Source organism: Ruegeria sp. B1, assembly GCF_056535885.1.
Genome location: NZ_JBQFJA010000002.1, coordinates 72,175 through 96,933, shown reverse-complemented (window position 1 = coordinate 96,933; position 24,759 = coordinate 72,175). Strand labels below are relative to the sequence as shown.

The following is a 24,759-nucleotide window of genomic DNA, read 5'->3' as shown; positions in this document are numbered from 1 at the left end:
ATCGGCCAGAACCCGGCCCCAGACCATCGCGTCTGCTGTGCCTGTGTTTCGGCCCTGCTCCGATCACCGAAGGAAAATACCCCCAGAAGGCGCCAGGTCCGCGCATTGAAATGTAGGCACCGCCAGATCAGGATCAGATCGTCCGTCATTGGTTTGATCCGGAGGTTTGCGGTATCAGGCTTTTCCGGGCTGCCCAACAACTGTCAAGCCTATCCTGGTAGTCGTCCACGGTCCGGATCGACGAACTGACAGTCTTTATGACGATCGTAAAGCTGGCGGCCAGCACGATCGCGCTGACCACAGTCAGCAGAAAATTCAAACGCCTGAGCCGGCGAGAAGCCAGATCGTGATGTTCAAGCGAAAGCTGTATTTCGTCGTTGGAATGGGAGGCATTCATTTTGCATCTCTCCATTTAAGTTCCGCCTTCTGAACCGCGCTCAGCCGCGCCCGTTCACCTGCCGTCTGCTTAATAGCATCGTTGGACAGCAGATCCGCATCCCGGATGGCATCACAGCCAGCAGAAAGACCGATAGTCCGGTACAGTGTAAGGAGTGTTGGAAACTTACGCATTAGATTAGGCCTCCCGGTCCTGACGACCTTGTTGGCGTAAATGCTGATCGGCAAAAGACGGCCACTGCATTCTACGCCCCCGATCAGTTCCTGCAGCGCATCCTGGAAAGTGCCCTGAATGGCAATTGGAGCGATCACCTTCCCACCGGTTGCGCATGGCAATTGGTGGATTTGTCCTGGGCTTATGGGGATAAGCCCAACAGCCCATTTGCCTGCGCGATTTCGTTCCAGCGTTTTGCGGCCCCCAGAATTCTTGGCGGCAATCTTGCCAGGCGTGTCGCCCTTCACGGCGACATAGCGACTTTGCAAAGAAATGACTGCCGTGCCACCCGCAGCGGGGGTCTTGCCGACAGTCGCTGGTTTGTCGCCCGGCTTTAGTTTTTCCCGAAAGCCTTTCGGCAGAGGAAGAGGCACAAGCTGTTTTTTCATCGCGCCCGCGACGTTGGTTGAATCTTCACCCGCCAAACCTTGTTTGGTCTCTTGCGCGCGCCCTCGAGCAACCAGCTTCTCGAAAGACTGTTTTGGAGGTGCTGACTGCAGTAACGCCCAACTCTTGCGTTTGTCGACACAAAACTGCCAGTCCGGGTACTGCATCAACGGGGCAGATAAAGCCTGCCCTCCAACAACCGGCAGGAGCAGAGTTAAGAAGGCGATCCGGAGACGTTTATGGCCCAGAATTTGATGCCTTCTGACTATTCTGACTATAAGGTCGACGCATCTTGAAAATTCGTCAAAGTTAGAGATTGTTTCATCAGGCACCTCGAATTGTGGCTGAACTTCCCTCATCCCGAACACACTTGCCTTACAGCCTTGCTCCAGAGATACCAGTGCGGAAACCATACCCACTTTCATAACACCGGCATCACCCCAATTTTGCCACCTGAGTAACTTGAGAAATGAGCCCTCAAAATTTGATAACATTCAAACTTTAGGTCTGGTTTGTTATTTTTGGAAAATACTAGATTTCTATTTATTAATAGAATGGGCCTATTGTTTGTGCCGCGTATTCAATTGCGTAGACACTATCATCCCGTCCCGGCGGAACGCCAAGGCAGCCAAGCGATTTCTGTAGCGGTTAATTTCGGAATTCGGCGAACCCCGCGCCATAATCACAGACACGTTGCAAACCTATTTAAAACCGATCCCCGATGTTAAAGACACTGAATTCAAAGACTATCCAATCATGAAAGTCTTCAAATCTACTCACTAAGTGTTGGGTCCCGGAGTGTGATGGTTCATTGATGTGTCATCATCGACGGGAGGGATTATGGGGCGGGTACTTCACGGCAGCGCCACGACCACGCACGCTATCCGAGCTGCAATACAGCGGTCGACAGCTTCGTCCGCGGAATTGAGCCGAACCTATGGTGTGAATCCAAAGACTGTCGCGAAGTGTAGCAAGCTGGTTTTCCTGATCTCGTCTCTTCGACTGTTGCGCCTTACCTTCCGTTTGACCTTCCCACGCCTCCGGGATCAGATCGTTCACACGGCTCTAACGTGTAACAACCTGTACCCGATATTCTTCGCCATGTGCCATCAGCGCCCAGACGATACGCGCCATTTTATTGGCCAGTGCTACCCTGACTAACATGGGTGGTTTGCGCTCCAGCATTCTTGCGAGCCAAGAGCCCGGTGCGGCCCCATTGTGCTCGGCCCATCTAACCACTGCGCTGGCTCCAATAATGAGGAGGCGTCGTAACGTTCGGTTTCCCATCTTTGACGTGTGCCTCAGGCGCTGCTTGCCGCCGATCGAATGCTGGAGCGGGGTTAAGCCTACCCATGCCGCAAAATCGCGCCCTCGTCTAAAGGTCGATGGTGGTGGCGCAAGTGCAACAATCGCTGTCGCAATAATCGGGCCAACGCCCGGTATCGCGGTCAACCTCTGACATGTTTCATCTTCCTTCGCACGCTGCGCGATTTGCGCTTCCAACTGTCGGATGCGAACATTCAAAGCTTCAAGCGTATCGACAAAGATGTTCAAGAGAGGGCGGGACATCTCCGGCAATTTAATGCTCCCGTCTTCGACTACAGAAACAAGTTTACGGACGTGTGTCGGGCCTTTGGCAACCACAAAACCGAACTCGGACAGGTGGCCGCGCAAGGCATTGATGATCTGCGTGCGTTGCTGGACCAACAAATCCCGCGCTTTGAATGCCAGGGCCGCAGCCTGATTGTCTTCGCTGCGGACCTGCACAAACCGCATCGTTGGTCGCAGGGCTGCCTCGCAAAGGGCTTCGGCGTCGATCAAATCACTCTTGCTGCGTTTCACAAACGGTTTGACATATTTGTGCGCGATCAAACGAACCGTTTGTCCGAGTGCTTCAAATTCTCGGCCCCGACAATGGCTCCCAGAACAAGCCTCAATCGCAATGGTGCACGCTAGCAGTTCAGCAATGAACGACAGAAGTTTGTTGCGTCTGAGTTGTTTACGAAACACCGCCTCGCCCGTGGAACTGCAACCATGAGGTTGAAACACATTCTTCGCCAGATCTATGCCGACAAGGTCCAAATCCGCCATTTAGATAACCTCCTGATGCCTTCCATATCCAAAACCTATCAGATGGGAGATCAGGGGATGTCCACTCCATCAGAACCCGGTTAACGTGACAATACCGGCTCTACTAACGGCGGCAGCGATACGAAGAGTGTTTTCTAATTATGTCAATAATGTAGCGAAATAGTCAGATTGCAAGCAATGCGCATTTTGTTTGAAATGAATTTTCCTGATTTTCGGGACTAGTAAATTCACGATCTGTGTATCAATTTACCTTTCGCCCAATGCAGCCAGGGACCAACGACCCTGACTGCATCGGAGAGCCCCCTTTCGGCGCCCATGAGCTTCACCAGGCGGCGGTTACGAGGTATTAGAGGTTACTTCCGCCTTACGCTGCTGATACTCTTGATCATAGCACCGGCATTAATGTAATTTTTAATACTAAATTTATATATTTTAATATATAAAATCTATGGTTAGATCTATCTTAAGTGTCTTGTGCAGACGCCATCCGCACAGCAAGCGATAAGGGCGTTTAGGATTTTAATAGGCGGTCTGGCATTTAGATAGCATCTGACAAAGCCAAGTGTATATAACAGTTTCGTGCGATGCGAGACAGTTTGCGAATCGCATTTTGATGCATCACCGCGCCTATTCCTCGTGGCAAACAGCATCTGTTATTACAACCTTTTGGCGACAAAACGACAACTTGGCATTATCAAAATCAACAACTAACGTGTGCAGAGGTAAAAAACGCTCAGCTTGCGGGCTTGATTTGGCTGGTTTCTTAACTTCTGCAATTTCTGTTTTTGAGAACGTTTAAGCTCGGCGGCAGTCACAGTGTGTTGAAGCTACTGGAACTTGAGTGGCGCTCCAAATCGCAGCCTGCGCCCCTTTCACGCGACTATTGTGTTTCGATCGGATTGAGATCCGGGCTGTAGGCGGGCAGGAACAAGCACTAGAATCCGCGCCTTCGCAGGGCTTGCGCGGCGCGAGGGCTTTTTGGGGTCGACAGGTTGTTGAGGATGACAACAGTTCTGGAATCGAGCACCCCGACCAGCTGTGTTTCAACGTAGATGTAGAAAGCAGGCCTGTTCATGTCGCCGTCGATCACCCAGGGCGCGATCAGGGCGTCCTGCGTCAGGTCAGCGATAAAGGTCTGCGTGCCATTTGCCGAAGAGTGCGGTGCCGTAGAGCCGTTCTCCGAAAGGCGTCCGCCCCCGAAGCCGCGTGGGGTTTGTTTTGACACGGCCGTCTCGTCGATGAAGACCAGCCTGTGCGGTTCCTGACTCATCCGGGGCTGACGACGCACTATCCAGTCTCGACGGACTTCATGCAGCGCAGGCCGATCACGTTCCGCTGCGATCAATCTTTTTTACATGACAACCCCGCGCGTTCGAGAGCGCGGTGCAGCGAGGAGAACTGCACCTCTACCCCATATGTCTCGGCCAGCGCAGCGGCCAGTTCCTTGAGTGTGATGTCAGTTCTCATCGGCAGACCGGCCGCATTCACCCGGAGATGGATTTTGGCCACGAAGCCGCGTTTTGAGCGGCCAAAACCCTGTTGCCGAAGCCCCCCCTTTTGCGCCCGCTGTCTGATGATGGGCATAAACCACAGTGCTGTCGACCATTTGAAGGGTGTCAGGAACGATGCTGCTCTCGGTCAAGGCTTCCAGAGTTTGTCCCCAGAGCCCCGCGGATGTCCAGTGCCGGAACTGTCGCTAGACACTCGATAATTTCCCGAGCTCTTCGGGCAAGTCTCGCCAGGGTGATCCGGTGCGTTCGATCCAGAGTATCCCACCTAAAACAAGGCGGTGGTTAGTGGTTCTGCGTCCGTTCGGGGCGCGGACACCCAAGATAAAGCGCTGAAATAACGCCCACTCCTCGTTCGACATCAGTTTTCGCGCCAAGTTGGTCTCCATTGCAGAGACCAGCTTGAATCACGTCAATGGCCCGCTGAGAATCTGGAGGGTTCTTTGAGGTTCGCGGGCAGAACGCCAATGCCACCGCACAGGTGTCGGGCGGACCTCACTGAAGCCGGATTGAACAAACCCTCGGGCCGGTTTTGCGCTATGGGGATTGTGTCTCTGGCCTTGACCTGCGTTGTAACCAAGAGGGTGTACGTGCGGATGAATGGTGCCGAACAGTCGGCTGATGGAGCCATGGCTGGTCGCGGGGGACCGCTGAACCGGACCGGTTTGCGGGCCTGTGGTCTCGCGTAGCGATCAGGACCGGCATAATCGGGGTCTTGGCCCGCAGACCATCTTTCCGGTCCTCGCGCGGATCGGCTGCGGATCGCGTGGCGGTGTTTTGTCTCGAGTACTCATGAGCTGTCATTCCAGAACGGTCCGGTGGGTGGTGCCTGACCATGATACCAGACGGCGAGTGTGACCATCGGCCAGCCGCAGCAGGGGCAAGGACGTGAAACAGATTCTGGGCTTGTTGCGAGTCGGACGCGGTCGGCTGTCTCCGATGTCCCGGCAGCCAGCAGCGCCCGGCAGGCTGTGAGACGGACAGCGCGCTGTCCGTTTACGAGAAAGCCGTAGTGACGGATCCGATAAATGCCGTCCGGCAGGGTATGCAGGAGGAAACGTCGGATGAACTCACCGGCGTCGACGGTCATCCGTCTGGTCCTGCGGCCACGACGATAGTCGCGCCAACGGAAGGTCACCCTGCCGTCCTCCATGCTGATCAGGCGGGAGTCGGCGATGGCAACCTGATAGGTGTAACTGCTGAGATAGGCCAGCACCTGTTCCGGCCGTCAAAGGGTGGCTTGGCATAAACGACCCGGTCGCAGCGACCTGCAGTAGTCAGAAGACGAGCAAGGGCCTGCTGGTCAGCCAATCCTTCAATCTCGCCGAAGCACTGCACTTGTTCAACATCGAAGGCGGCGCGCAATACTTCCAAAAACAGCCGTCTGAACAGGCGCTACAACACCCGGACCGGTAGCCCTCGACATGGCCGCCAAGCGCAGCTAGCCTGCACAGCTCAATCGCGCTCATCACCCAGCGCTCGACATGGGCAGATGACCGTCATGACCCTGTCGCCACGCCTCGTCATAGCGGCGGAAAACACCTGCAACCTCCGCGGCCGGGCGCCTTGCACGTCCCTCAGCAGGCGGCACCACTTCCAGACTGAGGCGATCGAACGCAGGCTCTGCGTCTTCGCGATTGTCGTCGTGGCAACCCGCGTGTAACGCGCAGTGGTCGAAAGGTTAGCCCCAAATTGGGCTGGATACAGCGCCTGCTTCAGCCATCTGGCAGACGCAGTGCGACCTAGTTAGACCGTTCTGGGGGCCGATTGGGTCCGCAGCGATAGCTTTGTAACCAAAGAAGATCACGACAACCTTTATGTGTCGATCGAAGCGCGCCAAAATACAGTACGTGAGGTTGGTTTCGATGTTGTTGAACGCTCATACTTTCCCATCGTTGGGGGATCCGCTTTGCGTGGGCGTTGTACCGTGGGTTCTTAAACCAAACGATTGATCGGCAAACGATCACGTATCCGAGGTAGCCGTACCATACGGCTTTTGTACGCCAGTCAATCGGGAACAAGAGTCTGCTACACATCCGCTCCTGAAATCAAAGCCGCACTATTCGTTTCGAATGCCGACTCAAGATAGGCTTGATTAAATTTTGGGGTGTTGAGATAGTCAGCCGCTTCATAGTTTGTCGCCTTTACAATCGTCCTTTACTCTAGCTATTTTGTCATCGCTCTGGCAGGCTTGAACTCTGCTTGTTGGGTCAAGTTACACCAAGGCAATGTTCAACTGAGATGTGAACACGTCGGCCTTGCATCCAGTTGGTCCAACGCGACAAGGCCTTACCAACTTCGGTTAAAAGTTTGCATCATGTCCCGTTAAGCCTCTTCTGGAAATGCGTTTTTGGCCATCCGATTAGGACAGCGATCAACACGCCAACCGCAAATAACATTTCCAACATTTCTTCCAAAACGAACAGACGAACCATCACAACATCCGACAGATCGGCAGCGTAAACACCGGACACCTCTTCCACTACCTGAGCAATACATGCTGACAGGCCTGCGAAGACGAACACCTGCAGGAAAGGCGCGCGCAATTTCAGGGCCCAAAGTGTATTGGGCATCCCGTGCCGAACAAATCCACCCATCACCAAAACCGCTAACGCAACCTGCAAAACCGCCATGTCAAGCAACGTGTCAAAATTGCTCAGCACCCAATAGCGTGTGCTGCCTATCGGGTAAATTCCGGCGTCCAACTCTCGCTCCGCCAAGAGCAGACAGACTAGTCCAATATACATCCGGTTGAGCCCGGGAAAGCGATACAGCGCAGCCATCCCAGCCGCAAAAAGCGCAGCGGCGGAAACCGTTTCAATTGGCCCGCCTTCATGACTGACGGCTGAAGCCCGTAACGGAAAAAGCATTGCCATGGTGAGTGCAAACGTTGCCAACCCCAGAGCTGCACAGAACGAAAACCAAAAACGGCTAAAGCGCAAACGCATAGTCTGAGTTATTCTGGTTAAATCCATTTCGTGATCGCAACGCATGCGTATTGTGTCTGAGGAGTTTGGATGAAGATCGGTCATATTGATCTCGAAAGCCAATACTGATTAAGTATTGTTAAATAGCTGAAAACTATCGTAATTTTCTTGCCCCTCGGCCTGTACTTAACCGCAAAAAGACGGAATGTCGCGGCACTCTATTTGAAGTGGCAATGCAATTGATCTGGCGCGACCTATAGGCCAAGGTAGAAGGCCATCATCGCCGTCGCCCGAAAGCTCGTGATAAAGCTCTGGTGATTTTGTTGCACAAATCGAGGCCAAGGATTCACCGCTTGAACCCGGCATGATAGCTGGAAGGCATAAGCAGTTGAATCCTTGCGAAGTACAAGGCCAGAAACTGGCCATCTTACAACAACGCTCTGAAACAAGGCGAGTCATTGTCGGTTTGGTTTGACTCAGACATGAATTGGGTGCGGCCGACGCGGCCGCCAGCAGCATTTCAGCAATTCCGCGATCCAGACCTGTCTTGCGATCAAGGTACTATTCGGGCTGCCGCTGCGGCAGATCACGGGGTTTGTGAAAAGCCTTTTGCAATTGGCCGGACTGGACTGGGAAGTACCGGAGTTCAGTTCATTGAGCCGTCGTCAAAAGGTACTGAGCGTGAGCTTGCCCTATCATAATGGGACCGGCCCGCTGAATTTGCTGATTGATAGCACCGGCATCAAATCCGAGGGGGAGGCGAGTGGAACGCCCGCAAACACGTTGGCCCCAAACGACGGGTCTGGCGCAAGATGCATATTGGGTCGATGAAGAAACGTTTGCGGTGACTGTGGAAGTGACAACCAGCAATGTCGACCCCTCTCGGCAGCATCCTGCGGATGCGCCTGCCGGGCAGTGGATGCTCTCATGTTGCCAGAGCTGTTGAACCAATCCTACCCGACCAAGACATCAGGTCGGTGACCGCAGATGGTGCCCATGATACCCGCAAGTGTCACGCCGCGATGGCGGCGCGCGGCGCTCATGCCGTCATCCTGCCCCGCAGGACACCTTCTATGTCGGCACGCTCAAGGGTGTTGGACGGGTCTACCAGCAGACCTATGTCGACACCTATTGCAAGGTGGCGCATGCCAAGTTCTACACCACCAAAACACTGATAACCGCCGCCGACCTGCGCAATAACCGGGTGCTGCCATGCTATGATGAGCACGACCTGCCGGTACTGCGGATCATGACAGATCGCGGGACGGAATACTGCGTGCGCGTCGACAAACACGATTTCCAACTCTTCCTGGCGATCAATGACATCGACCACGCCAAGACTAAGGTGAAATCACCGCAGGCCAACGGCATCTGCGAGCGCTTCTACAAGACAATGTTGCAGGAGTTCTACCAGGTCGCGTTCCGCAAGAAACTCTATGACAGCATCGATGCATTGCAGGCCGATCTCGATGAATGGCTGCTCCACTACAACAACGAGCGCACTCATCAAGGCAAAATGTGTTGCGCCAGAACGCCGTTCCAGACCATGATCGAGGGCAAAGATATCTGGAAGGAAAAGTTCCTGAACCAAACTTGACCTGACACACACCGCCGGAAATCGGCCAACTGTCAGATCACATCGGAACCACTACACATGAGGTAGTACGCCGGACTAGGATGTTGTTTGCTGATCTCAACCGCCGACTTAGGTCTCTCAGTATTCAATTCCCCAACGCCCTTAAACTGATCTTACACTCTCAAATCATCAATGGACTTTCCAGCGTTAAGCGCTTCTTTAATCCACAGTGGTTGACGACCACGACCAGTCCAGGTTTGCGAACGATTATCGGGATTGACGTATTTGGCAGTGGATTTCTTCGTTGACTTTCGATCCTTGCCGCGGTGCATTGCAATCACAGCTTCAAAACTGACCCCCAGCTTGTCGGCAATGGCATGCATTTCCTTCAGCGCTGTTTTCAGCGTCTCTTTTTCAACTTCCACTACGCGCTTTTCAATCTGCTTAGCGAGTTCTTTTAGTTCAGCGGCATTTAGACTCTTAATGTCTATCGGCATCGTTTATCCTTTAGCTTTGTCCAGCTACGATAAAGCAGCTATTTGGTTTCTGAGCAAGATTTAGTCCCTCGTTCACTGAATTGCGCACCAACCCACGCGAATTTGGGCAAACCACCAGTTCCGCCGCAGCTTGGCAAAGGGTTGCATGAGCCGCGATGAAGCCGTCGGCGATCACTCGCAAAATAGGGTCCCGCTCGCCTGCGGCGGCGAGTTGGACTCGAAAGCCCTGCCGCTGACGGCCTTTCCCAATTCCTCTCAGGCGTATCCCGAAGGTCTTCAGAACTCCCCGAATATGTCCTTCGAGGTCTTTGCGCAGATCGATCAATTGTGCGCGAGCGCTAACCAGAGCGCGCAAATGATACGAGCCTTCAATACGGAAGTGGACCGGTGTGAACCAGCCCGTGCGCGTAAGTTGCGCAAGACCTTCCACGTCCACCGCGTCGGACTTGTTGGGGCGGGCCGACAGGCCTTTGTGCGCCCTGCGTGTATCAATGCAAACGACCGGAAGCTCCTACTGACCCAGCCCGCGCTGCAACCAGATCGACAACTGACCGCTTTCATGCGCAATCAATTCCGGTGATAGAGACCTCCTTGTCCACGACACAAATCGAAATCTCTTTTAGCGATACATCCAAACCAGCATAGTGTTGCATAGGTAGTTCTCCTTACGACATTTATCTCGTGAGGCCAGCATACTGGACCGTGTTCGCCATCGGAGAGCGACCGCCGCAATCACACCATGTACTGTGTTCGAAAATCGGGGCCAGATCAAAGCCGCGTGCTCAATGGCACTCTGTTGCACACTGGTTCTCCCGATCCTGTCTCACGACTGTTGCGCCAAACTGCTCCTCGCCCTCCTGCGCTCCGACGTCCTCGCAACCTACAGCAGCCTTATGCCAGCGCGGCCGGAGACTGGTAAACGCCACCCCGGGCCATCAGTGCCCAGAGGATCCGCACCGTTTTGTTCTACTTGGCACGACGGGCGATCTCAGCCTGAAGCTGGGTTAGTGTGGTGATCAGAACCTGGAGCGTGCGGATGGCATCGGCTGGCAGACCGCTTTCGGGATCTTCGATAATCGCAGCCAGCTTCGATGCATTTGCGGCTCATTGCGACACGATCTACCCGAATCCGCTCAAATGGCCATGCAGGGCATTGATGGCCTGGGTCCGCTGCCGGATCACAAACTCGCGCACACGGAACACCATCGCAGCACTCTGCGTCTCTTAGCTCTTCACCGGCACGAAGCACATTGTCGGACGCATCGCTGCTTCGCAGATGGCGTCTGCAGTATCGTTCTTCTGGCGCTTGACGAAGGGCCTGACGCAGGTCGGTGGGATTACCCGGACATCATAACCCGGTTTGCCGGTTTCGCGGCCCCAGAAATGAGCGCCGCCACAGGCCTCGATCGCAACGACGCAAGATGGCAGCACCTCGAAAAACTCCAGTACCTGCGCTCGCCGCAGTTTCTTTCTCAGCACTGGCTAGCTTTCATCATCTGAACCGTGCACCTGAAACACATTCTTCGCCAGATCAACTCCAACCGTGATAATCTGTGACATGACCGCCCTCCTTTATGGATCATCGCAGACCCACCTTGGAACGTTGATGCCATCGGGGGGCGGTCAATCCATCAAAGCCCATGCGAACTGAGCATGCCGGGGGGATCAGAACCGACCCATTATCTTCTCTCGTTTTCGAGTCGGTCGGTGTGATACTTCGATTGCGTTGTTTAGACCTTTGTGAGCGTGATGGTCAGCGTGCGGTGCAATGTTTTGATCGAATTGATGTAGACGCGCAATTTGTCGGTGATGACGACCCTGAGTTTGCCAAATTGCGCAGCTAGCCCTTTGAAGAAGCGCTTTGCGACTTTGGCGTATCGTCGCGTTTGCAGGAGAATGTCGAACACATCGCCATTTGCGGCGAGCGCGCATCACAGCCAATGCTTCTTGCCGCGGATCAAAATCGCGACTTCGTCCATGTGACACTTGTCTTGTGGCTGCGGACGGTCTCGGCGGATGTAACCTGCAAAGTGTTGACCGAAACGACTGACCCAAAGCCGGACGGTTTCCCGGCTGACGATCACGCCCGTAGCAGCCAACAGATCCTCGACGTTAGCTGTGCTCAACGCAAAGCGATAGTATAAGCCAAAACCGCATCGGCTATGATCTCTCGAGGAAAGCGAAAACCACCCTTCAGGCGTGGCATAATCGTAGGGATGTACATACGCGCGACATAGCGAAATCTCTCCGCCAAAACAAATTGGCAATACCCCTGTAATGGTTACAGACTTTGACCACCCGTGCCAGTGGGGTAATCTCCTCATGCCGAGACATCCACAAACGCTCATGAGAGACGTACTATTCTGCCCTCAGTTGTAAACGCAATAGAACCTTTGTTGTACGTCAGCATCTGCGGGGCGCAGAGTGAGATTTTTGATGTGCCATGGACCTGCCATTTTCTCGAGCCTTGGAGCTTTACTGAGTGATTTCGAAATGGCCTTCGCGTATCAGGGCTGTCCCATCAGGCTGCAATACCCACAACTCGTCTATAATGATGCCTTTGGCGTTGTTCATTTTCCAATCTGCGGAAACGCTGGCGGCGGTCAGTGTTTGATCAATAACATGGGTTGTTGTATTGACATAAACTACGTCATTGAAACCTTTCGCAATTATGTCAGCCCAAAAAGCTTGGATCGCTTCGCGGCCTTCAAAGGTGCCGAATGGCTTAACTACCATAATCGCATCTTCTTCGTACACTTCAGCTGCGCCAGCCGCGTCTCCCGCGTTGAAAGCATTGCGCCATGCAAGGCTACCTTCGGCAACAGCGATACTAAGCGCCGTTTCACGCGCCGCACTTGTGGCTGGATCTGAAGTCAGGGATTGTGCGGACACACTTGTGGTCAGTGTTGCGTCAAGCATGGGGCACGTAGCTTTTTTCATTTTACAATCTCTACTTTTATTTGTTTGCATTTCGTCGCTGAGCCGTACTTGGGGTATTTACGTTGGTTCAAAAAGCGGCCAAAAATGAAATCACTGTTCAATGTTAGAGAACAAATAGTCGTGCTCTCAACACTACCTTTAAACTTTGTCACTATTGTCGAAACGGGTTCGATCACCCGGGCAGCGGATGAGTTGAACTTGGCAAAGTCAGCAGTCAGCCAGAGCTTGAAAAAGCTGGAAGCACAATTGGGCATCAAATTGGCAGTGCGCACGACGCGGCACCTGTCGCTAACCCCAGCAGGAGAGCGGTATTACCGGCGATGCAAAGAGGTGCTCGCGTTGGCAAAGCAAGCGGAAACTGAGATGGAAGCGTATGGCGCGGTACCGTCCGGTCCAATCAAAATCACCGCTCCCCATGCCCTGATGGCGCCGATCATTGCCCCAGCAATGGCCAAGGTTATGCACCAGTTTCCAGAACTTGAGCCGACGGTGATTGCAGATGACGCCAGGTTGGATTTGATCGCAGAGGGGATTGATATCGCAATTACGGTAGGTGTTTTGCGTGATAGTAACCTTCGCGTCCGCAAAATAGGGTCGCTACGAGACATCCTGTGTGTCGCCCCTTCGCTCATGGCCAACGCGCCGCGTTCGGACACACCTGAGTTTGCAAAATGGGTCCAAGGCCTGCCTTACATCGCGCATGTGCGAGAGCCGTCAGCTGTAATCCATACTATTCCCACCAAAGATCGCATGAAAACCGTTACCTTGAAATTCAATCCAAGTTTTTGCTGCAACACGCTTGATGCCATTGCCGCTTGCACTCGCGAAGGATTGGGGGTCGCATTGCTACCTGACATTCGTGTCGCACAGGAAATCGAAGAAAGATCACTGGTGCGACTGTGTGAGCTATTACTACCCAACCCGACACCAATATACGCTGTTCACACCTACGACACGTTAGTTCCCCGCTCCGTGAAAGAGGTGATTGAAGCCGTTCGAACAGCTTTAAGCGAGTGTAAGTTTTAAAGGCTAGTGTCAAAGATCTTTCGCACATTTGGTTTTCACGCGACATCGGCTCCTTGGGTTTGGTCCGCGAATAGTGGGTTCATGTACTTTCGGGTGGACCATTGCGTGCCTGTAATGTGGTGATCAGCCCCACCTGAGTGGTCCAACTTGATTGTTAGTGCATGATCGGCCTTTGGTCCATCTGAACGATGGATTCCGGAGCCGGTGGTTTGCCGATGAAGGCATCGGACAAATACGGGAACTCTACCGCATCGAAAAGGAAATCAGGGGCAACGCCCCCGAAATCCGAGCGGCAGCGCGGCAGGAACGTTCAAAACCGATCATCGATCAGATGGAAAATTGGCTTCGGGAACAGCGCGCTCGTGTCTCCGCCAAGTCACCCATCGGTGAGGCCCTGAGCTACATTGCCAAACACTGGGATGGTCTGACCGTATTCCTGGGCGACGGGCGCGTGGAACTGGATTCCAACAGCGTCGAGCGCACAATCCGCCCTATTGCCTTGAACCGAAAGAATGCCCTCTTCGCTGGGCATGAGGCCGGAGCTCAGAACTGGGCCATCCTCGCATCGATGATCGAGACCTGCAAATTGAACAATGTCGATCCGCACGCCTGGCTCACCCAAACCCTGGCCGCAATCGCAAACGGGCACAAACAGTCCAACATTGGCAGCTTGATGCCTTGGAATTACACCGCAGACGTGTGATCGGCGCACCGCTTACGTAACGGTCTGGCCAGATGGGAAGTTCGCACCATCAAGCCCATGGGTAATCTCTGTGGAATTCTCCGATGCTCAACGGTCTGATGGTAGCATTGAAACTCCTAAATTTGCATCAGAAAATTGCAACTCGGATTGAGAGGTTTATCCTTAAGACTCGGATTGGGGTGGCGGCACTGGACGGGCTCGTTACTGTCCTTTATCTCATAACTGGACAGTATCTGGCCGTAGCCACTTCCGGCAGTGCGGGTCAGTCGGACGCTCACGCTTTCAATAACATCGTGCAGGTTCTACCGAAGCCTGACCCTATTTTCGAAAGTGGCATAGTGCTTTCTCCCGTATTGACTTAGATGATCAATCTCTAACTGAAGCCATCAGGTTGATACTATTCCAGATTGCATGTCGGGCAATCGGATATCTCGATCCATCACCGAAGAGCAACGCCCAATTGTCATATGTTAGGCAAAGCGGGAGGTCTTGGGACTTGAATCTCTTCGTGAGAAAATAGGTTTGGGAAAAGGCGCTCACGGTATGCTAAAGGAAAAGCAATACGTACTGGTCCTTTCGGCGTAGCGGATGCCAAATAGCCCTCAGCAACCGCCTTCGAAAGGTCTGAGCGGGCCGCCCGTTCGCTGACTCCCAAAACAAATTGAGCGTCGCCTCGAGCCAAGCCGCCAAAGTCTAAGACATGTTCTATCAAACGTTGCAGCCTTGCGTCTGTTGGATGCCTGTCTCTTACCAGCGACAAGTACCTCGGTTTGAGTTCCTTTAGATCAAAAACTGCGGTTGTAAACTGAATTTGGTCGAGAATGACGGTCAAGAACCAAGCCGTGAACTGCGTGAGGGCCGCCAACGAAAGGTTACCTCGACCGTCTCTTTCGCCTCGGCGCGGACTGTCAGTGGCGTCCATCCGAAGCTTGTATTCACCACGGTCGTTTAGACCTCGAGCGAGCCCTCTACTAATGGACCACATACCGCCGCTTGCAATTCCGGCATGATGGCACATCGCGTGAGACATAAGTCGGCTGACTCTGCCATTCCCATCCAGAAATGGATGGATGTAGTTGAGCCTATGGTGCGCCCACGCGATCGCAAGGACACGACCAGTCGCTCCGCGTGTGAGACCGTAGTAGCGCCAAGAGAAGTAGTTCATAAAATCGTCCAGCCTGTCAGCCGAAGGGGGCTGGTGTCGACCGACGGTTACCTCTTGATCGATGCTCCGAAACGCACCAGGCACGATCTCCATGCGTCGACCCCGATGCTCCACCATTCTAAATTCTGATGGCATTAACGAGTAGAAGCGGTGATGAATCTCGCGAATAAAATCAACGGAAGTGGGACTGGGAAGCTCTTGCCTCTCGGCCAGCCCATCAATCCAGGCTTGTACCTTAACGTGCGCCGCCGCTTCTTCGGCCAGTGGCCTATCCTGCTCTGCAACCTGTTGGCCTTCCAATGCGCGCTGGATGTCGGCTGGTTTAGTGTTGTGGCCTTCGATCAAGTTTGAATAGTAAGAGTTCATAATTTGGGTCATTGTACGCAACTCGGCTATGCCGTCTGCATGTAGACCTCTACCCAACTCTAAGGAAGCTGCGCGCACCTCGAGAGCTAGATCCGAAAGCGCTACAGGAATGGCTTCTTCAATGCCGCACGGCTCAATGCGTGCCGGTGTTTCGATATTTTTCATGCCGATCTTTGCCTATTGCTGTTTAACGTAATATCAGCTACTTATGATCCATACTAGTGATTTTTTTGCCGATGTAGCATGCCGATCTTTGTTGGAATTGAAGAAGGCACGGGCTTTCCGGAGAGCTACACTACTAGCAGGACTTAGATTTGGGGACGGCCGATGAGCGAAATCGACCTCAGGAAAGCAATGAATGCTGTCTCGGACGTGGTTCAAAACCGACCACAACCGATACGGCAATTTGATCAGATCTACATGAAATCCGGCGACATGGTCACCCGTGAAGCCTTGAACAACAGTTGGGATAAGAACGACCCAAAGGATGCACAAGTCATCCTGCACATGATGCAGATCGGGAACGAGCAGTTCTATCACGACCCAATGCTGTGCGGCACAAACGATCTGCAGGAACTGTCAAAGACGCACGACATCGTCTCGCGTTCGAAGACCGAGTTGTGGCATCGCATCCTGACCCATTATCTGCCGCTATATTGGCCCGAGGCAGAACGCTTTCATCGCAGCTCGCGCAGCGATTGGTTCTTTGCCTCTCTCGAACGCTATCCTTCACCGCACTTTATCTCAGCAATGAGCCAAGAGGCTTTCATTGCCGACGCCCGGGAGGTTGTTGGGCGCAAAGTCTCAAAAGAACGTTTGCTTGCAGACATTTATCAGACAGCCAAATCCTCTGTGGGTCTGCCAATTACGCCAGCATCCGACGCTGCAAGGATGTTCCGGTTGGTCCTGGCAGCGACAGCCTTCATCTCCTTGCGTATCTCGGGATTGTCCGGCGGGCGTTCACGCCGGACCGTCTTCGGATCGACACCGACAAGTCGGCAGGCCCGGCGTTGCGAGATATCATGATCCCGCATCGCCCTGCGCGCTGCCTCTCGCCGCTCATTCGGCGGCGTCAGTTCTTTCCCAAAAGATCCTTCAGCACCACGTTTTCCAGCATGGCGTCGGCCAGCAGCCGCTTGAGCTTGGCATTCTCGTCCTCCATCGCTCTCAGCTTCGCGACGTCAGACACCTCCATGCCGCCATACTTCGATTTGTATTTGTAAAACGTGCCCTGGCTGAGACCGTGCTTGCGGCACACCTCCGCAGTCGGCATCCCGGCTTCCTGTTCTTTGATCATCCCAATGATCTGGGCTTCCGTGAAACGGCTCTTTCGCATTCGTTCGCTCCTTCAAGAGGTTGAGCAAACTCTACATCACAACGAGGAAAGTTTCGGGGGGCAGGTTATTACAAATGGGAATAGTCGTCGCAGGATTCAACGCTCGACTACTACAAATTGTAGATTCGTCGCGTTGCAACGCTATCACTGCTTCTCTACGCAGCGCGTCGCGAACCTACGGTTACTGGACCTTTCGCCTGATTAGACAACCTTTGCAGCGATGTTTGCAGAGACCGTTTTTGCGTCGACGTGGAGGACGAAAGGAATTTCTCGTAGTTCATAATGACTTCCTAATTCGGAAACAGATTTTCACCTTGCTGTTTAGTGCGCTGTTTCGATTTAGCTCTCTGATCTTCAAAATGTGAAATCTTTTCAGCCAACAGTTCCTTGGGGTCCCATTCGTCACCAAACTCGGCTTTGTGTGTCGCAGTGATGTGAAATCTTTTTGCAAGCTGCTCAACTAAGCTCAACGCTTCATGGCCTAGCTTTGCATACCCTTCCTGCCGCGCATCAAAAAAATCTGAGTAGTCAGGCCAGTCCGCGACGTATTTGGATATACCGTCGATGTAGCGATCTGTTGTTCTCGCCTTATTGGGTAGACCCAAAATTTGGTGCATCAGCGTTTCCGGTAAACTGCGCCAAGCAATATCATCGGGGTAAACCGGAGGGGTAGGCTGCCGCACTTGTGCGACGTAGTATTCTTCACCGCTCTCCGTTCGTCCGGCGGGTACACCCTCACTGGTACCATCATCTTGCACGACATCGACACAATCATCGGCAAACTCGTTCAAAATGCAAATGAGACGGATTGCCGAATATGAACCCTCTTCTTTACGCCGCCGCCGAGCTGCGAAGCTATCCTTAGCGATAGTCAGTAAGCCGCCGATTACTACGCCGACCAAGCCGAAGATTGCTTCGATCATATCGTTACTTTCACTGTTAAATGGGAAATCAAGGAATTCATGGTTCTTGTCGCTCAGGTTGAGCACCTTAATAGTACAACCAATATCAGGCTCCAACGTGGTTCTCTTCGGCGAGTTTTCGAAAAATACGGGTCACCTCAGTATCGATGTACTCTGGATAGATCTGGGAGGCACGCTCAGAAAGGTAAGTCTTGTTGCCTACCTTTTCCGCACTCAAACGCAATCGACTTCTTGATACCGAGAGATTGTCGAAATTCTGATTTTATAGGCGTTTGCGGCACCAGATCGAACAAAAAAGACCTTTAAAACACCACCTTCACTTCAAGGTGGCAAAGCTTTACTTAGCAAATATCGCCGAAACGCGATTGGGCCAGCGAGATCACGGCTAGACGGAGGAATGACGGGCAGTGGGAGCATTGGCGTTCATCGATGAATCAGGAGATCCAGGATTCAAACTGGACAAAGGTTCATCACAGGTCTTTGTTTTATCAGTCGTGGCGTTCAAAGACGCGGCGGCATCAAAACACGCGGGCGATGAGATTACAGCTCTCATGGGTACTGAACGTGTGAAGCCGGAGTGGAAGTTTTCAAAAACACGGGATGTTTCACGAGATGTTTTCTTTGAAGCCGCTGCAGCCTGGGACTTCCAATGCCGCTCCGTCGTTGTGCAGAAAGACGCGATCACTTCACACCATCTAAGAACCAAACCCCGCCGGTTCTACAATTACTTCACGAAAATGATGTTCGAACATGATAGCGGCTTACTTACAGGGGCAAAGGTCGTTCTTGATGGAACTGGCGATAGACGGTTCAGGAAAGAACTTGTTGGTTATATGAGGCGCGAGCTTCCAAAGGGGACTATCAGGAAGTTCGATTTCCGAGCCTCCCATAAAGATCCGCTTGTTCAACTTGCTGACATGTGCGCGGGAGCTATCGCGCGTTCATATTCAGACATCCGCCGCGACGGTGCTAAATGGCGTAACATGCTCGAAAGGTCAGGTTGCATCAACGACGTTTGGGAATTCAGATAAGGGTGCGCCCTGCTGACCTATCCATGTGAACCCATGGAACGCACACCATACGGAGACAGTTCAGTGCAGCAGAGCGACTTCACAACTCATATATAAACTGCGGCTCACACGATTTCCACAAAAAATGCCGGCAGTTGCCAATAAAAGACAAAAAGTAGCTACAAACTATGCCCATCATCTTCATGCCCACGCGAGAGTGTCTGCTCGTGTGTGTAGCTGATTTCCTGGGCGACTTCCTTGATTTTGGCGGCGGCGAACTGGTGCAGCTCGTCCACGGCCGATTGGGCCTGCATGTCGTAATCCTCAACCCCCTTAGCTTTGAAAAAGGCATTCGCAACAGCTTCGTCGGTATTGCGCCAGTCGATGGACGTTCCAAGGGATACGTTTTCGTGGCTGGAAAAGCGCGATAGGAAGAGATTGGGATCAAATCCCAGAGCGCTGTGCGGTCTGACGTTGTTGTGCAACAGAACGCCAGAACACCCACATTACCGACCGGCGCGAGGTTCTTTATCGATGGCATCCTTGGTTTGGCCGATCGGTTTATGTCCATGAGGTGATCGGTAAATCCTGCGAAGCCGTGCTTAGGTGCAATCTAACTGGCCGCCGGTCGGACCGGCTTCTTGAAGTCCCAATATGGATGTTTGACCGGGCCGCTTGTACCGCCTGCCGTGGGGTCAATACGGCGCATGTTGACATGGACGCTCTGAAGGCTCTTGCGGGGCTTGTTTGGGATATCAACGGTGGGTCGTTCAATAAATCCGACTCCCCATCGCGCGTTGACGCAGCATTGGACTCTGAACATGAGATTCGGAGGTTGGCCCATGTTGCGCAAAATGACGACGACGCAACTCCAACTGTCCCCGGACACCCTGTCCACGCCTGCGACACGAAGTCCGCTTTGGCAGAGCCTCCCCGACGACACGCGGCAAACGCTGACACGGTTGATGGCGCGTCTGATAGCGGAACACGCAGGCGCGGCAGAAGAGGGGAATGATCATGAAGCATGAGAAGATTGGCCCGCAGCATTTGGAGCTAAGGCGATCCTTTACGTCCGCCAGTCATCGGCCCACCAGGTCCTGTACAACCGGGAAAGCAGCACCTTGCAATACGCGATGCGGGAGCGGCTGTCGGATTTAGGCTGGAGCCGTATCAAGACCGTGGATGACGATCTCGGTCGTTCTGCCGCCGGGGGCGTCATGCGGGAAGGGTTTGACCGGATGATCGCCGATGTTTGTCTCGGTAAGATCGGCGCCGTCGCCGCGCGCGAGGTGTCCCGCTTTGCACGCAACAGCCGGGACTGGCAGCATCTCATAGAAATGTGCCGCGTCGTCGATACGGTGCTGATCGACCAGGAAATGGTTTATGCGCCGCGCGATGGCAATGACCGGCTGCTTTTGGGCCTGAAGGGTAGCCTGAACGAATACGAACTCGACCTTCTCAGACAACAGTCTCTTGCCACTCGCCAGGAGAAAGCCCGGCGCGGCGAACTTGTCGTCGCTGCCCCGGTAGGATTCGTAAAAGCTGGGGACCGGCTTGAGAAGGGCCCGGACCGCCGCGTGCAAAAAGCCATTTCGCTGGTCTTGGCCAAGGTCGCGGAATTGGGGAGCGCGCGACAGGCTCTCCTGTGGTTCCTCGAACATAACCTTGAACTGCCTAGCTTGCGCAAACAGGGTGAGGTGGTATAGCGGCGGCCGACATATGCCACCATTCATCGCATGATCGTCAATCCGGCCTATGCAGGGGCTTATGCCTATGGAAAAACCCGGGCAGAGGCGGGGTTCGGAGCATCGACCAGTCGCAGGAAAGACCGCGCCGATCGGCTGGCATTGAAGCCGGGCGCGCATGAAGGCTATGTAAGTTGGGAACGGGCAGAGGCGATCCGTAAAATGGCCAGCGACAACGTCCCTCAGAACCGGCACACGCGGCTAAACATGGCTCTGCCCTTTTGGCCGGGCTGCTGCGCTGTCGGCGCTGTGGCTGCAAGCTGACGGTTCGCTACACCGGTAAGAAGCATAATATCCCGCGTTACTCCTGCTGGCGCGGCCTGTTGGACAACGGCGAAACGCGTTGCATCGCTTTCGGCGGATTGCGGTTTGATGATACCATTGAACACGCGCTCCTGCAGATAGTCGGCCCGGGCGCCATCGCTGCCGCAGAGGCGGCCGCCAAGCAAGCGGCGCGTCAGCGGGATCAGGTTCGCGATGCGCTCAGCCGTGACTTGGAGGCGGCTAAATACGCAGCTGACCGGGCCTTCCGGCAGTATGATGCGTCCGACCTCGAGAACCGCCTCGTGACCGCCGAATTGGAAACCCGGTGGAACCGGGCACTTCAGCAGGTTCAGGAGATCGAGAACAAGATCGTTCACCATGACGCGCTCAGCCCGAACAGGACTACGCTGCCGGAGGTAGACTTGGCGACCCTTGGAGCCGATCTCGAACACGTCTGGTTCGCGCCGGTCACCGATGCCAAGATTAAGAAGCGCATCGTCCGCACGGTGATCCGAGAAGTGGTGGCAGACCTTGATGATAATGCCTCCGAGATCGTTTTGCTAGTTCATTGGGCCGGTGGCGCCCATACGGAAATCCGCCTGCCAAAGCGCCGCCGCAGACAGCGCAATGCAACACCGCCGGATGTTGTTGAGGCCGTCCGCCAGCTGTCGCCAAAGGCGACCGGGCAGCGCACGCACGGTTAAGCACCCTCTTGAGCCACGCGCGCATATCCCTGGGGCAGATAAGGCTGCAGATTGACCCCACTGCGTTGGCAACGGTGCTTGCTAGCGCTGTTCCTGACACGGCGGTGGATCACCTCACCTTCACACGCCCGTTTGCCTGCAAGCGCCGGGGTGTCGAAACCAAACTGATTATGGGGAAACGTCAACCGGACCCGGATCAAACGCTGCAGCGCACTCTCGCCAGAGCCCATCTTTGGGTGCAGGCCATGAAAGACGGGACTTCCGTGACCGAACTGGCCAAGGCCAACATGGCATCCAGTTCCTACATCCGCACCCGGTTGGTGCTGGCAACCCTGTCTCCCAACATCCAGAAAGCCATCATGGACGGCACCCAGCCCGAAGATCTCACCACCTTGAAACTGCTCCGCATGAAGCTGCCACTCGATCGGGGCGCGCAGGAGCAGATGCTAGGCCTTTAGGTCTTTGGTCCGCAATGCCCGGTCCAGGCAAGCCATCACAATCTCTGAACCCATCCAGCCCGTCGCGGGGCGGCTGCGTGCGTTCTTGATTCGGGTGCCACTTGGCGATCCACCAAAAAACGAAACTCCCTATAAAACCTGTCCGCGCTCCCAAAATCCGTCTCTGGAGACATAAGGCCCGGAAGGGCGGCGCACGTGTGCAGAGCAGGCGTCTCGGTCAAAAATGCACTCGCATAAGCGATTGAAACATAAAGATAATAAATACCACACGAAAAAAAGCACATTCAAGGGGTTGGGGACGGATCGTGATGGATACGGATCGCGCGGTCGATCTGGGACGTGGGTTCAACCTGAAACGCCGCCGCGTCGCCGGATAACAACGGTTGGAACTCTCCATAGCTTCGAAAGACAGCCTGCCCTGGCTTAAGTCACTGGGTTGTTTCACCGAGATCCACCAGTACTAGTTACGCGTGTTTCTACCGGCGGAGTCAGAGGACCAGGTGTTGCGCGTTCTCACTGCAATCCAATCAGGCTACGCTATGGACAAGCCAGACGTGATTGCAGCCGAATGAGGCCTAAAAGAACCGGAGGTGGCATTACTTGTTGCTGCCTCCAGGCCAACATACCCCTCTGGCCCATGAGAACCGGTCGCCAGACGTTTAGGCAGGCTTTCGGAATGCCTATCAGCGATAGTTAAAGGCTATTCTTTACTAGTGCATCAGTATTGGCTTTCAATCCCAATATGGCCGAAACCTAAACATGCTCCCTTTGTTACAGCGTGACGCGGTGTGGATGGGGATTTTTCTCTAGCCGCGTTACGCAACCCCAAAATGTCCAAACCCAGAGTTTGACCTGCCACGAATTAGCGCCCTGTCGTCTAACTTCGCCTTTCTGGAGACAAAGCTAAGCGATATCCAATGTCTATCAATGTATAGTATATCGATATTTCTCAATTCAGCGACCCAGTCCTAAACTTTGGGTACCGGCGCGTTGGAAGGGATTTTCTTTACGTCCACCCGCCACTCACTCATCCCCCCCCTCCCCCAGGGGGGGGATGTCAATCCGAATAGTGAGATTTAGTGATGGGGAATGAGCGCAACTGTTTCTGCACTGTGGCGTTTCAAGTTTAAGTTGGATCGTTGTTTACCGGTGTCTGATTTTTGTAGGGGATATCTAATATTATGCGTATAAGTTTTAACAGAAAATTCTGCCCGAGTTCGCTATCAAAAATGGCCAATAGTCGCCAAGAATTCAGTCTATTTGTTGCCGTCCGGGCGGCTCTACAATTGATCGTCCGCATCCGTCGCAGCGCTTCAATGCAATTGACCGCGCTGACAGCAATCTGTTCCATTCTGATGTCCAGCCCCAATTCTATGGGCCAGTTTTGAGCAAGGTTTCTGGAACGGGCGGTCGCATGTTTAGAGCCTGATGGGGTCTGACACGATTGTACTGTCTAAGCCAGGTATTGATGACGATCTGAGCCTGTTTGGTGGTGTGGAACCATTCTGCGTTGAGGACTTCCCGGCGCAGAGTGCCATTGAAGCGCTCGTTGTATCCATTCTCCCAAGGTGATCCCGGGTAGATTTGGATCGGCTTAATGCCCACCTTTCTTAACCAGGTCTGCAGGGCCGTTGCGATGAACTCCGCGCCGTTGTCGGAACGGATGTGTTCGGGCTTCCCGTGCCGCAATAAGAGTGGGTAGAGCGCATCCAGCACGTCTGCGCTGTTCATCTTCGGCTTGACCGCTACGCAGAGCGCCTCACGGGTATACTCATCCAGCACCGTCAGCATCTTGTAGCTCTGTCCGTTGCTCAGCTTGTCGTGGACAAAGTCAATGCTCCAGATGTGATTGGGATGTTGCGGTCGGAGCCGGATGATCGAGCTGTCCTTGTGGTACAGCCGTTTGCGTTTCTTGTGCCGTTGTGGGAGCTGCAAGCCTTCTTCGCGCCATAGTCGTTCGATCTTTTATGATTGACTGCCCAGCCTTCGACACGCAGCAGCTCGGCGACCTTGCGGTAGCCGTAGCGCCCATACCGTTTGGCCAATCGGATCATCGCCAGACGTAACGCCTCATCATCCTTTGGCGCTGCGCGGTATTGCAGCGTGCTCCGCGCCAATCCAATCACGCGACAGGTGCGCCGTTCAGAGGTTGCCAGCTTTTGTCGGGTGTGGACCACGGCCTGACGAAGCTGGTCTGCCGTCAGGCCTTTGGCTTTAGATAATCAAGGCTCTCCTTGAGAATGAGTTTGTCCAGTTCAAGCTCAGCCACGATTTTCTTGAGCCGATCATTCTCTTTCTGCAGCGCCTTCAGATTGGCCATCTCAGATCGTCCCATCCCACCAAACCGCTTGCGCCATGTGTAATAGGTCGCATCACTGACACCAGCCGTTCTGCACGCCGTCGCGACATCCGAACCAGATGCCAGGCCCAGCTCAATCTCGCGCAAAAGCCGCAGAATATCTTCGTCCGAATACCGTTTCCGCGCCATCAATCCCGTCTCCAAAACTAAGCCAACTGTGGCAC

The 24,759-nt window shown here is 53.8% G+C and carries 18 protein-coding genes and 12 pseudogenes; 15 read left to right on the top strand and 15 right to left on the bottom strand.

Annotated features, from left to right (window positions below):
- Positions 1-393: 393 nt before the first annotated feature.
- Positions 394-1,491, bottom strand: coding sequence for a hypothetical protein (locus tag ACR3ES_RS23070; protein WP_480581981.1), 1,098 nt, complete (start codon positions 1,489-1,491; stop codon positions 394-396).
- Between the two features lie 112 nt (positions 1,492-1,603).
- On the opposite strand from ACR3ES_RS23070, the pseudogene ACR3ES_RS23065 reads away from it, so the two are divergent.
- Together ACR3ES_RS23065 and ACR3ES_RS23060 are read left to right on the top strand one after the other, a co-directional pair.
- Positions 1,604-1,714 (top strand): annotated as a pseudogene (locus ACR3ES_RS23065) (DDE-type integrase/transposase/recombinase); the annotation flags it as partial.
- A gap of 123 nt (positions 1,715-1,837) precedes the next feature.
- Positions 1,838-1,972: pseudogene (locus ACR3ES_RS23060) on the top strand (IS481 family transposase); the annotation flags it as partial.
- A 90-nt stretch (positions 1,973-2,062) separates the two neighbouring features.
- Here ACR3ES_RS23060 and ACR3ES_RS23055 read toward each other — a convergent pair.
- The 3 genes and pseudogenes from ACR3ES_RS23055 to ACR3ES_RS23045 all read right to left on the bottom strand — a co-directional run.
- Positions 2,063-3,088 carry an IS110 family RNA-guided transposase gene (locus tag ACR3ES_RS23055; protein WP_170438376.1) on the bottom strand — a complete coding sequence of 342 codons (1,026 nt, stop codon included), beginning with the start codon at positions 3,086-3,088 and terminating at the stop codon, positions 2,063-2,065.
- Positions 3,089-4,022: 934 nt separating this feature from the next.
- Complete coding sequence (locus tag ACR3ES_RS23050; protein WP_480425667.1) at positions 4,023-4,358, bottom strand: hypothetical protein; 336 nt, start codon at positions 4,356-4,358, stop codon at positions 4,023-4,025.
- Between the two features lie 179 nt (positions 4,359-4,537).
- Positions 4,538-4,985: pseudogene (locus ACR3ES_RS23045) on the bottom strand (IS5 family transposase); the annotation flags it as partial.
- Positions 4,986-5,135: 150 nt separating this feature from the next.
- Between ACR3ES_RS23045 and ACR3ES_RS23040 the strand changes: the two are divergent.
- Positions 5,136-5,285, top strand: coding sequence for a hypothetical protein (locus ACR3ES_RS23040; protein WP_480634782.1), 150 nt, complete (start codon positions 5,136-5,138; stop codon positions 5,283-5,285).
- 101 nt (positions 5,286-5,386) lie between these two features.
- Here the strand turns inward: ACR3ES_RS23040 and ACR3ES_RS23035 are convergent.
- Together ACR3ES_RS23035 and ACR3ES_RS23030 are read right to left on the bottom strand one after the other, a co-directional pair.
- Positions 5,387-6,187, bottom strand: a pseudogene (locus tag ACR3ES_RS23035) (IS91 family transposase).
- Positions 6,188-6,911: 724 nt separating this feature from the next.
- Positions 6,912-7,646 (bottom strand): hypothetical protein, encoded by a 735-nt coding sequence (locus ACR3ES_RS23030; protein WP_480425669.1) that lies wholly within the window; start codon positions 7,644-7,646, stop codon positions 6,912-6,914.
- Between the two features lie 269 nt (positions 7,647-7,915).
- Between ACR3ES_RS23030 and ACR3ES_RS23025 the strand changes: the two are divergent.
- Together ACR3ES_RS23025 and ACR3ES_RS23020 are read left to right on the top strand one after the other, a co-directional pair.
- Positions 7,916-8,587: pseudogene (locus ACR3ES_RS23025) on the top strand (IS5 family transposase); the annotation flags it as partial.
- Positions 8,584-9,120: pseudogene (locus tag ACR3ES_RS23020) on the top strand (integrase core domain-containing protein); the annotation flags it as partial. The pseudogenes ACR3ES_RS23025 and ACR3ES_RS23020, both read left to right, overlap by 4 nt.
- A gap of 152 nt (positions 9,121-9,272) precedes the next feature.
- Here the strand turns inward: ACR3ES_RS23020 and ACR3ES_RS23015 are convergent.
- Complete coding sequence (locus ACR3ES_RS23015) at positions 9,273-9,596, bottom strand: H-NS histone family protein (protein WP_480425670.1); 324 nt, start codon at positions 9,594-9,596, stop codon at positions 9,273-9,275.
- Positions 9,597-9,741: 145 nt separating this feature from the next.
- Here ACR3ES_RS23015 and ACR3ES_RS23010 point away from each other — a divergent pair, with 145 nt between their 5' ends.
- The gene (locus ACR3ES_RS23010; protein ID WP_480425671.1) at positions 9,742-10,176 is read left to right on the top strand and encodes a hypothetical protein; all 435 of its coding nucleotides are present in this window, start codon (positions 9,742-9,744) and stop codon (positions 10,174-10,176) included.
- Between the two features lie 398 nt (positions 10,177-10,574).
- Here ACR3ES_RS23010 and ACR3ES_RS23005 read toward each other — a convergent pair.
- The 3 genes and pseudogenes from ACR3ES_RS23005 to ACR3ES_RS22995 form a co-directional block, all read right to left on the bottom strand.
- Positions 10,575-11,156: pseudogene (locus ACR3ES_RS23005) on the bottom strand (IS110 family RNA-guided transposase); the annotation flags it as partial.
- Positions 11,157-11,264: 108 nt separating this feature from the next.
- Positions 11,265-11,820, bottom strand: a pseudogene (locus ACR3ES_RS23000) (IS6 family transposase); the annotation flags it as partial.
- A 251-nt stretch (positions 11,821-12,071) separates the two neighbouring features.
- Positions 12,072-12,515: a YybH family protein gene (locus ACR3ES_RS22995; protein ID WP_480493201.1), complete on the bottom strand. Its 444-nt coding sequence runs from the start codon at positions 12,513-12,515 to the stop codon at positions 12,072-12,074.
- A gap of 105 nt (positions 12,516-12,620) precedes the next feature.
- On the opposite strand from ACR3ES_RS22995, the gene ACR3ES_RS22990 reads away from it, so the two are divergent.
- Positions 12,621-13,562 (top strand): LysR family transcriptional regulator, encoded by a 942-nt coding sequence (locus tag ACR3ES_RS22990; protein ID WP_480425673.1) that lies wholly within the window; start codon positions 12,621-12,623, stop codon positions 13,560-13,562.
- A 211-nt stretch (positions 13,563-13,773) separates the two neighbouring features.
- Positions 13,774-14,265: pseudogene (locus tag ACR3ES_RS22985) on the top strand (IS66 family transposase); the annotation flags it as partial.
- Positions 14,266-14,728: 463 nt separating this feature from the next.
- On the opposite strand, the gene ACR3ES_RS22980 reads toward ACR3ES_RS22985, so the two are convergent.
- Positions 14,729-15,961, bottom strand: coding sequence for a Fic family protein (locus ACR3ES_RS22980; protein WP_170438124.1), 1,233 nt, complete (start codon positions 15,959-15,961; stop codon positions 14,729-14,731).
- A 276-nt stretch (positions 15,962-16,237) separates the two neighbouring features.
- Between ACR3ES_RS22980 and ACR3ES_RS22975 the strand changes: the two are divergent.
- Positions 16,238-16,708: pseudogene (locus tag ACR3ES_RS22975) on the top strand (IS110 family transposase); the annotation flags it as partial.
- Here the strand turns inward: ACR3ES_RS22975 and ACR3ES_RS22970 are convergent.
- Together ACR3ES_RS22970 and ACR3ES_RS22965 are read right to left on the bottom strand one after the other, a co-directional pair.
- Positions 16,693-17,132, bottom strand: a pseudogene (locus ACR3ES_RS22970) (transposase); the annotation flags it as partial. The pseudogenes ACR3ES_RS22975 and ACR3ES_RS22970 sit on opposite strands and share 16 nt — an antisense overlap.
- Positions 17,133-17,422: 290 nt before the next feature.
- On the bottom strand, positions 17,423-18,151 hold the full coding sequence (locus ACR3ES_RS22965) for a hypothetical protein (protein ID WP_170438189.1): 729 nt from the start codon (positions 18,149-18,151) through the stop codon (positions 17,423-17,425).
- 311 nt (positions 18,152-18,462) lie between these two features.
- Here ACR3ES_RS22965 and ACR3ES_RS22960 point away from each other — a divergent pair, with 311 nt between their 5' ends.
- Positions 18,463-19,086 (top strand): DUF3800 domain-containing protein, encoded by a 624-nt coding sequence (locus ACR3ES_RS22960; RefSeq protein ID WP_170438191.1) that lies wholly within the window; start codon positions 18,463-18,465, stop codon positions 19,084-19,086.
- A gap of 158 nt (positions 19,087-19,244) precedes the next feature.
- Here ACR3ES_RS22960 and ACR3ES_RS22955 read toward each other — a convergent pair whose 3' ends face one another.
- Positions 19,245-19,550, bottom strand: a complete 306-nt coding sequence (locus ACR3ES_RS22955) for a hypothetical protein (protein ID WP_480425675.1) — start codon at positions 19,548-19,550, stop codon at positions 19,245-19,247.
- A 357-nt stretch (positions 19,551-19,907) separates the two neighbouring features.
- Here ACR3ES_RS22955 and ACR3ES_RS22950 point away from each other — a divergent pair, with 357 nt between their 5' ends.
- The 5 genes from ACR3ES_RS22950 to ACR3ES_RS22930 all read left to right on the top strand — a co-directional run bounded on the left by ACR3ES_RS22950 (position 19,908) and on the right by ACR3ES_RS22930 (position 22,236).
- Positions 19,908-20,093, top strand: a complete 186-nt coding sequence (locus tag ACR3ES_RS22950; RefSeq protein WP_170438193.1) for a hypothetical protein — start codon at positions 19,908-19,910, stop codon at positions 20,091-20,093.
- A gap of 33 nt (positions 20,094-20,126) precedes the next feature.
- Entirely contained in the window at positions 20,127-20,771 is a 645-nt protein-coding gene (locus ACR3ES_RS22945) for a recombinase family protein (protein WP_480426318.1), read from the top strand.
- 30 nt (positions 20,772-20,801) lie between these two features.
- Positions 20,802-21,074 (top strand): recombinase family protein, encoded by a 273-nt coding sequence (locus tag ACR3ES_RS22940; protein WP_480425676.1) that lies wholly within the window; start codon positions 20,802-20,804, stop codon positions 21,072-21,074.
- Positions 21,032-21,778 (top strand): recombinase zinc ribbon domain-containing protein, encoded by a 747-nt coding sequence (locus tag ACR3ES_RS22935; RefSeq protein WP_480425678.1) that lies wholly within the window; start codon positions 21,032-21,034, stop codon positions 21,776-21,778. Before ACR3ES_RS22940 ends, ACR3ES_RS22935 begins: the two co-directional genes overlap by 43 nt.
- Positions 21,779-21,843: 65 nt before the next feature.
- Entirely contained in the window at positions 21,844-22,236 is a 393-nt protein-coding gene (locus tag ACR3ES_RS22930; RefSeq protein ID WP_480634781.1) for a hypothetical protein, read from the top strand.
- A 1,371-nt stretch (positions 22,237-23,607) separates the two neighbouring features.
- Here the strand turns inward: ACR3ES_RS22930 and ACR3ES_RS22925 are convergent.
- A pseudogene (locus ACR3ES_RS22925) lies at positions 23,608-24,724 on the bottom strand (IS3 family transposase).
- Between the last annotated feature and the right edge of the window lie 35 nt (positions 24,725-24,759).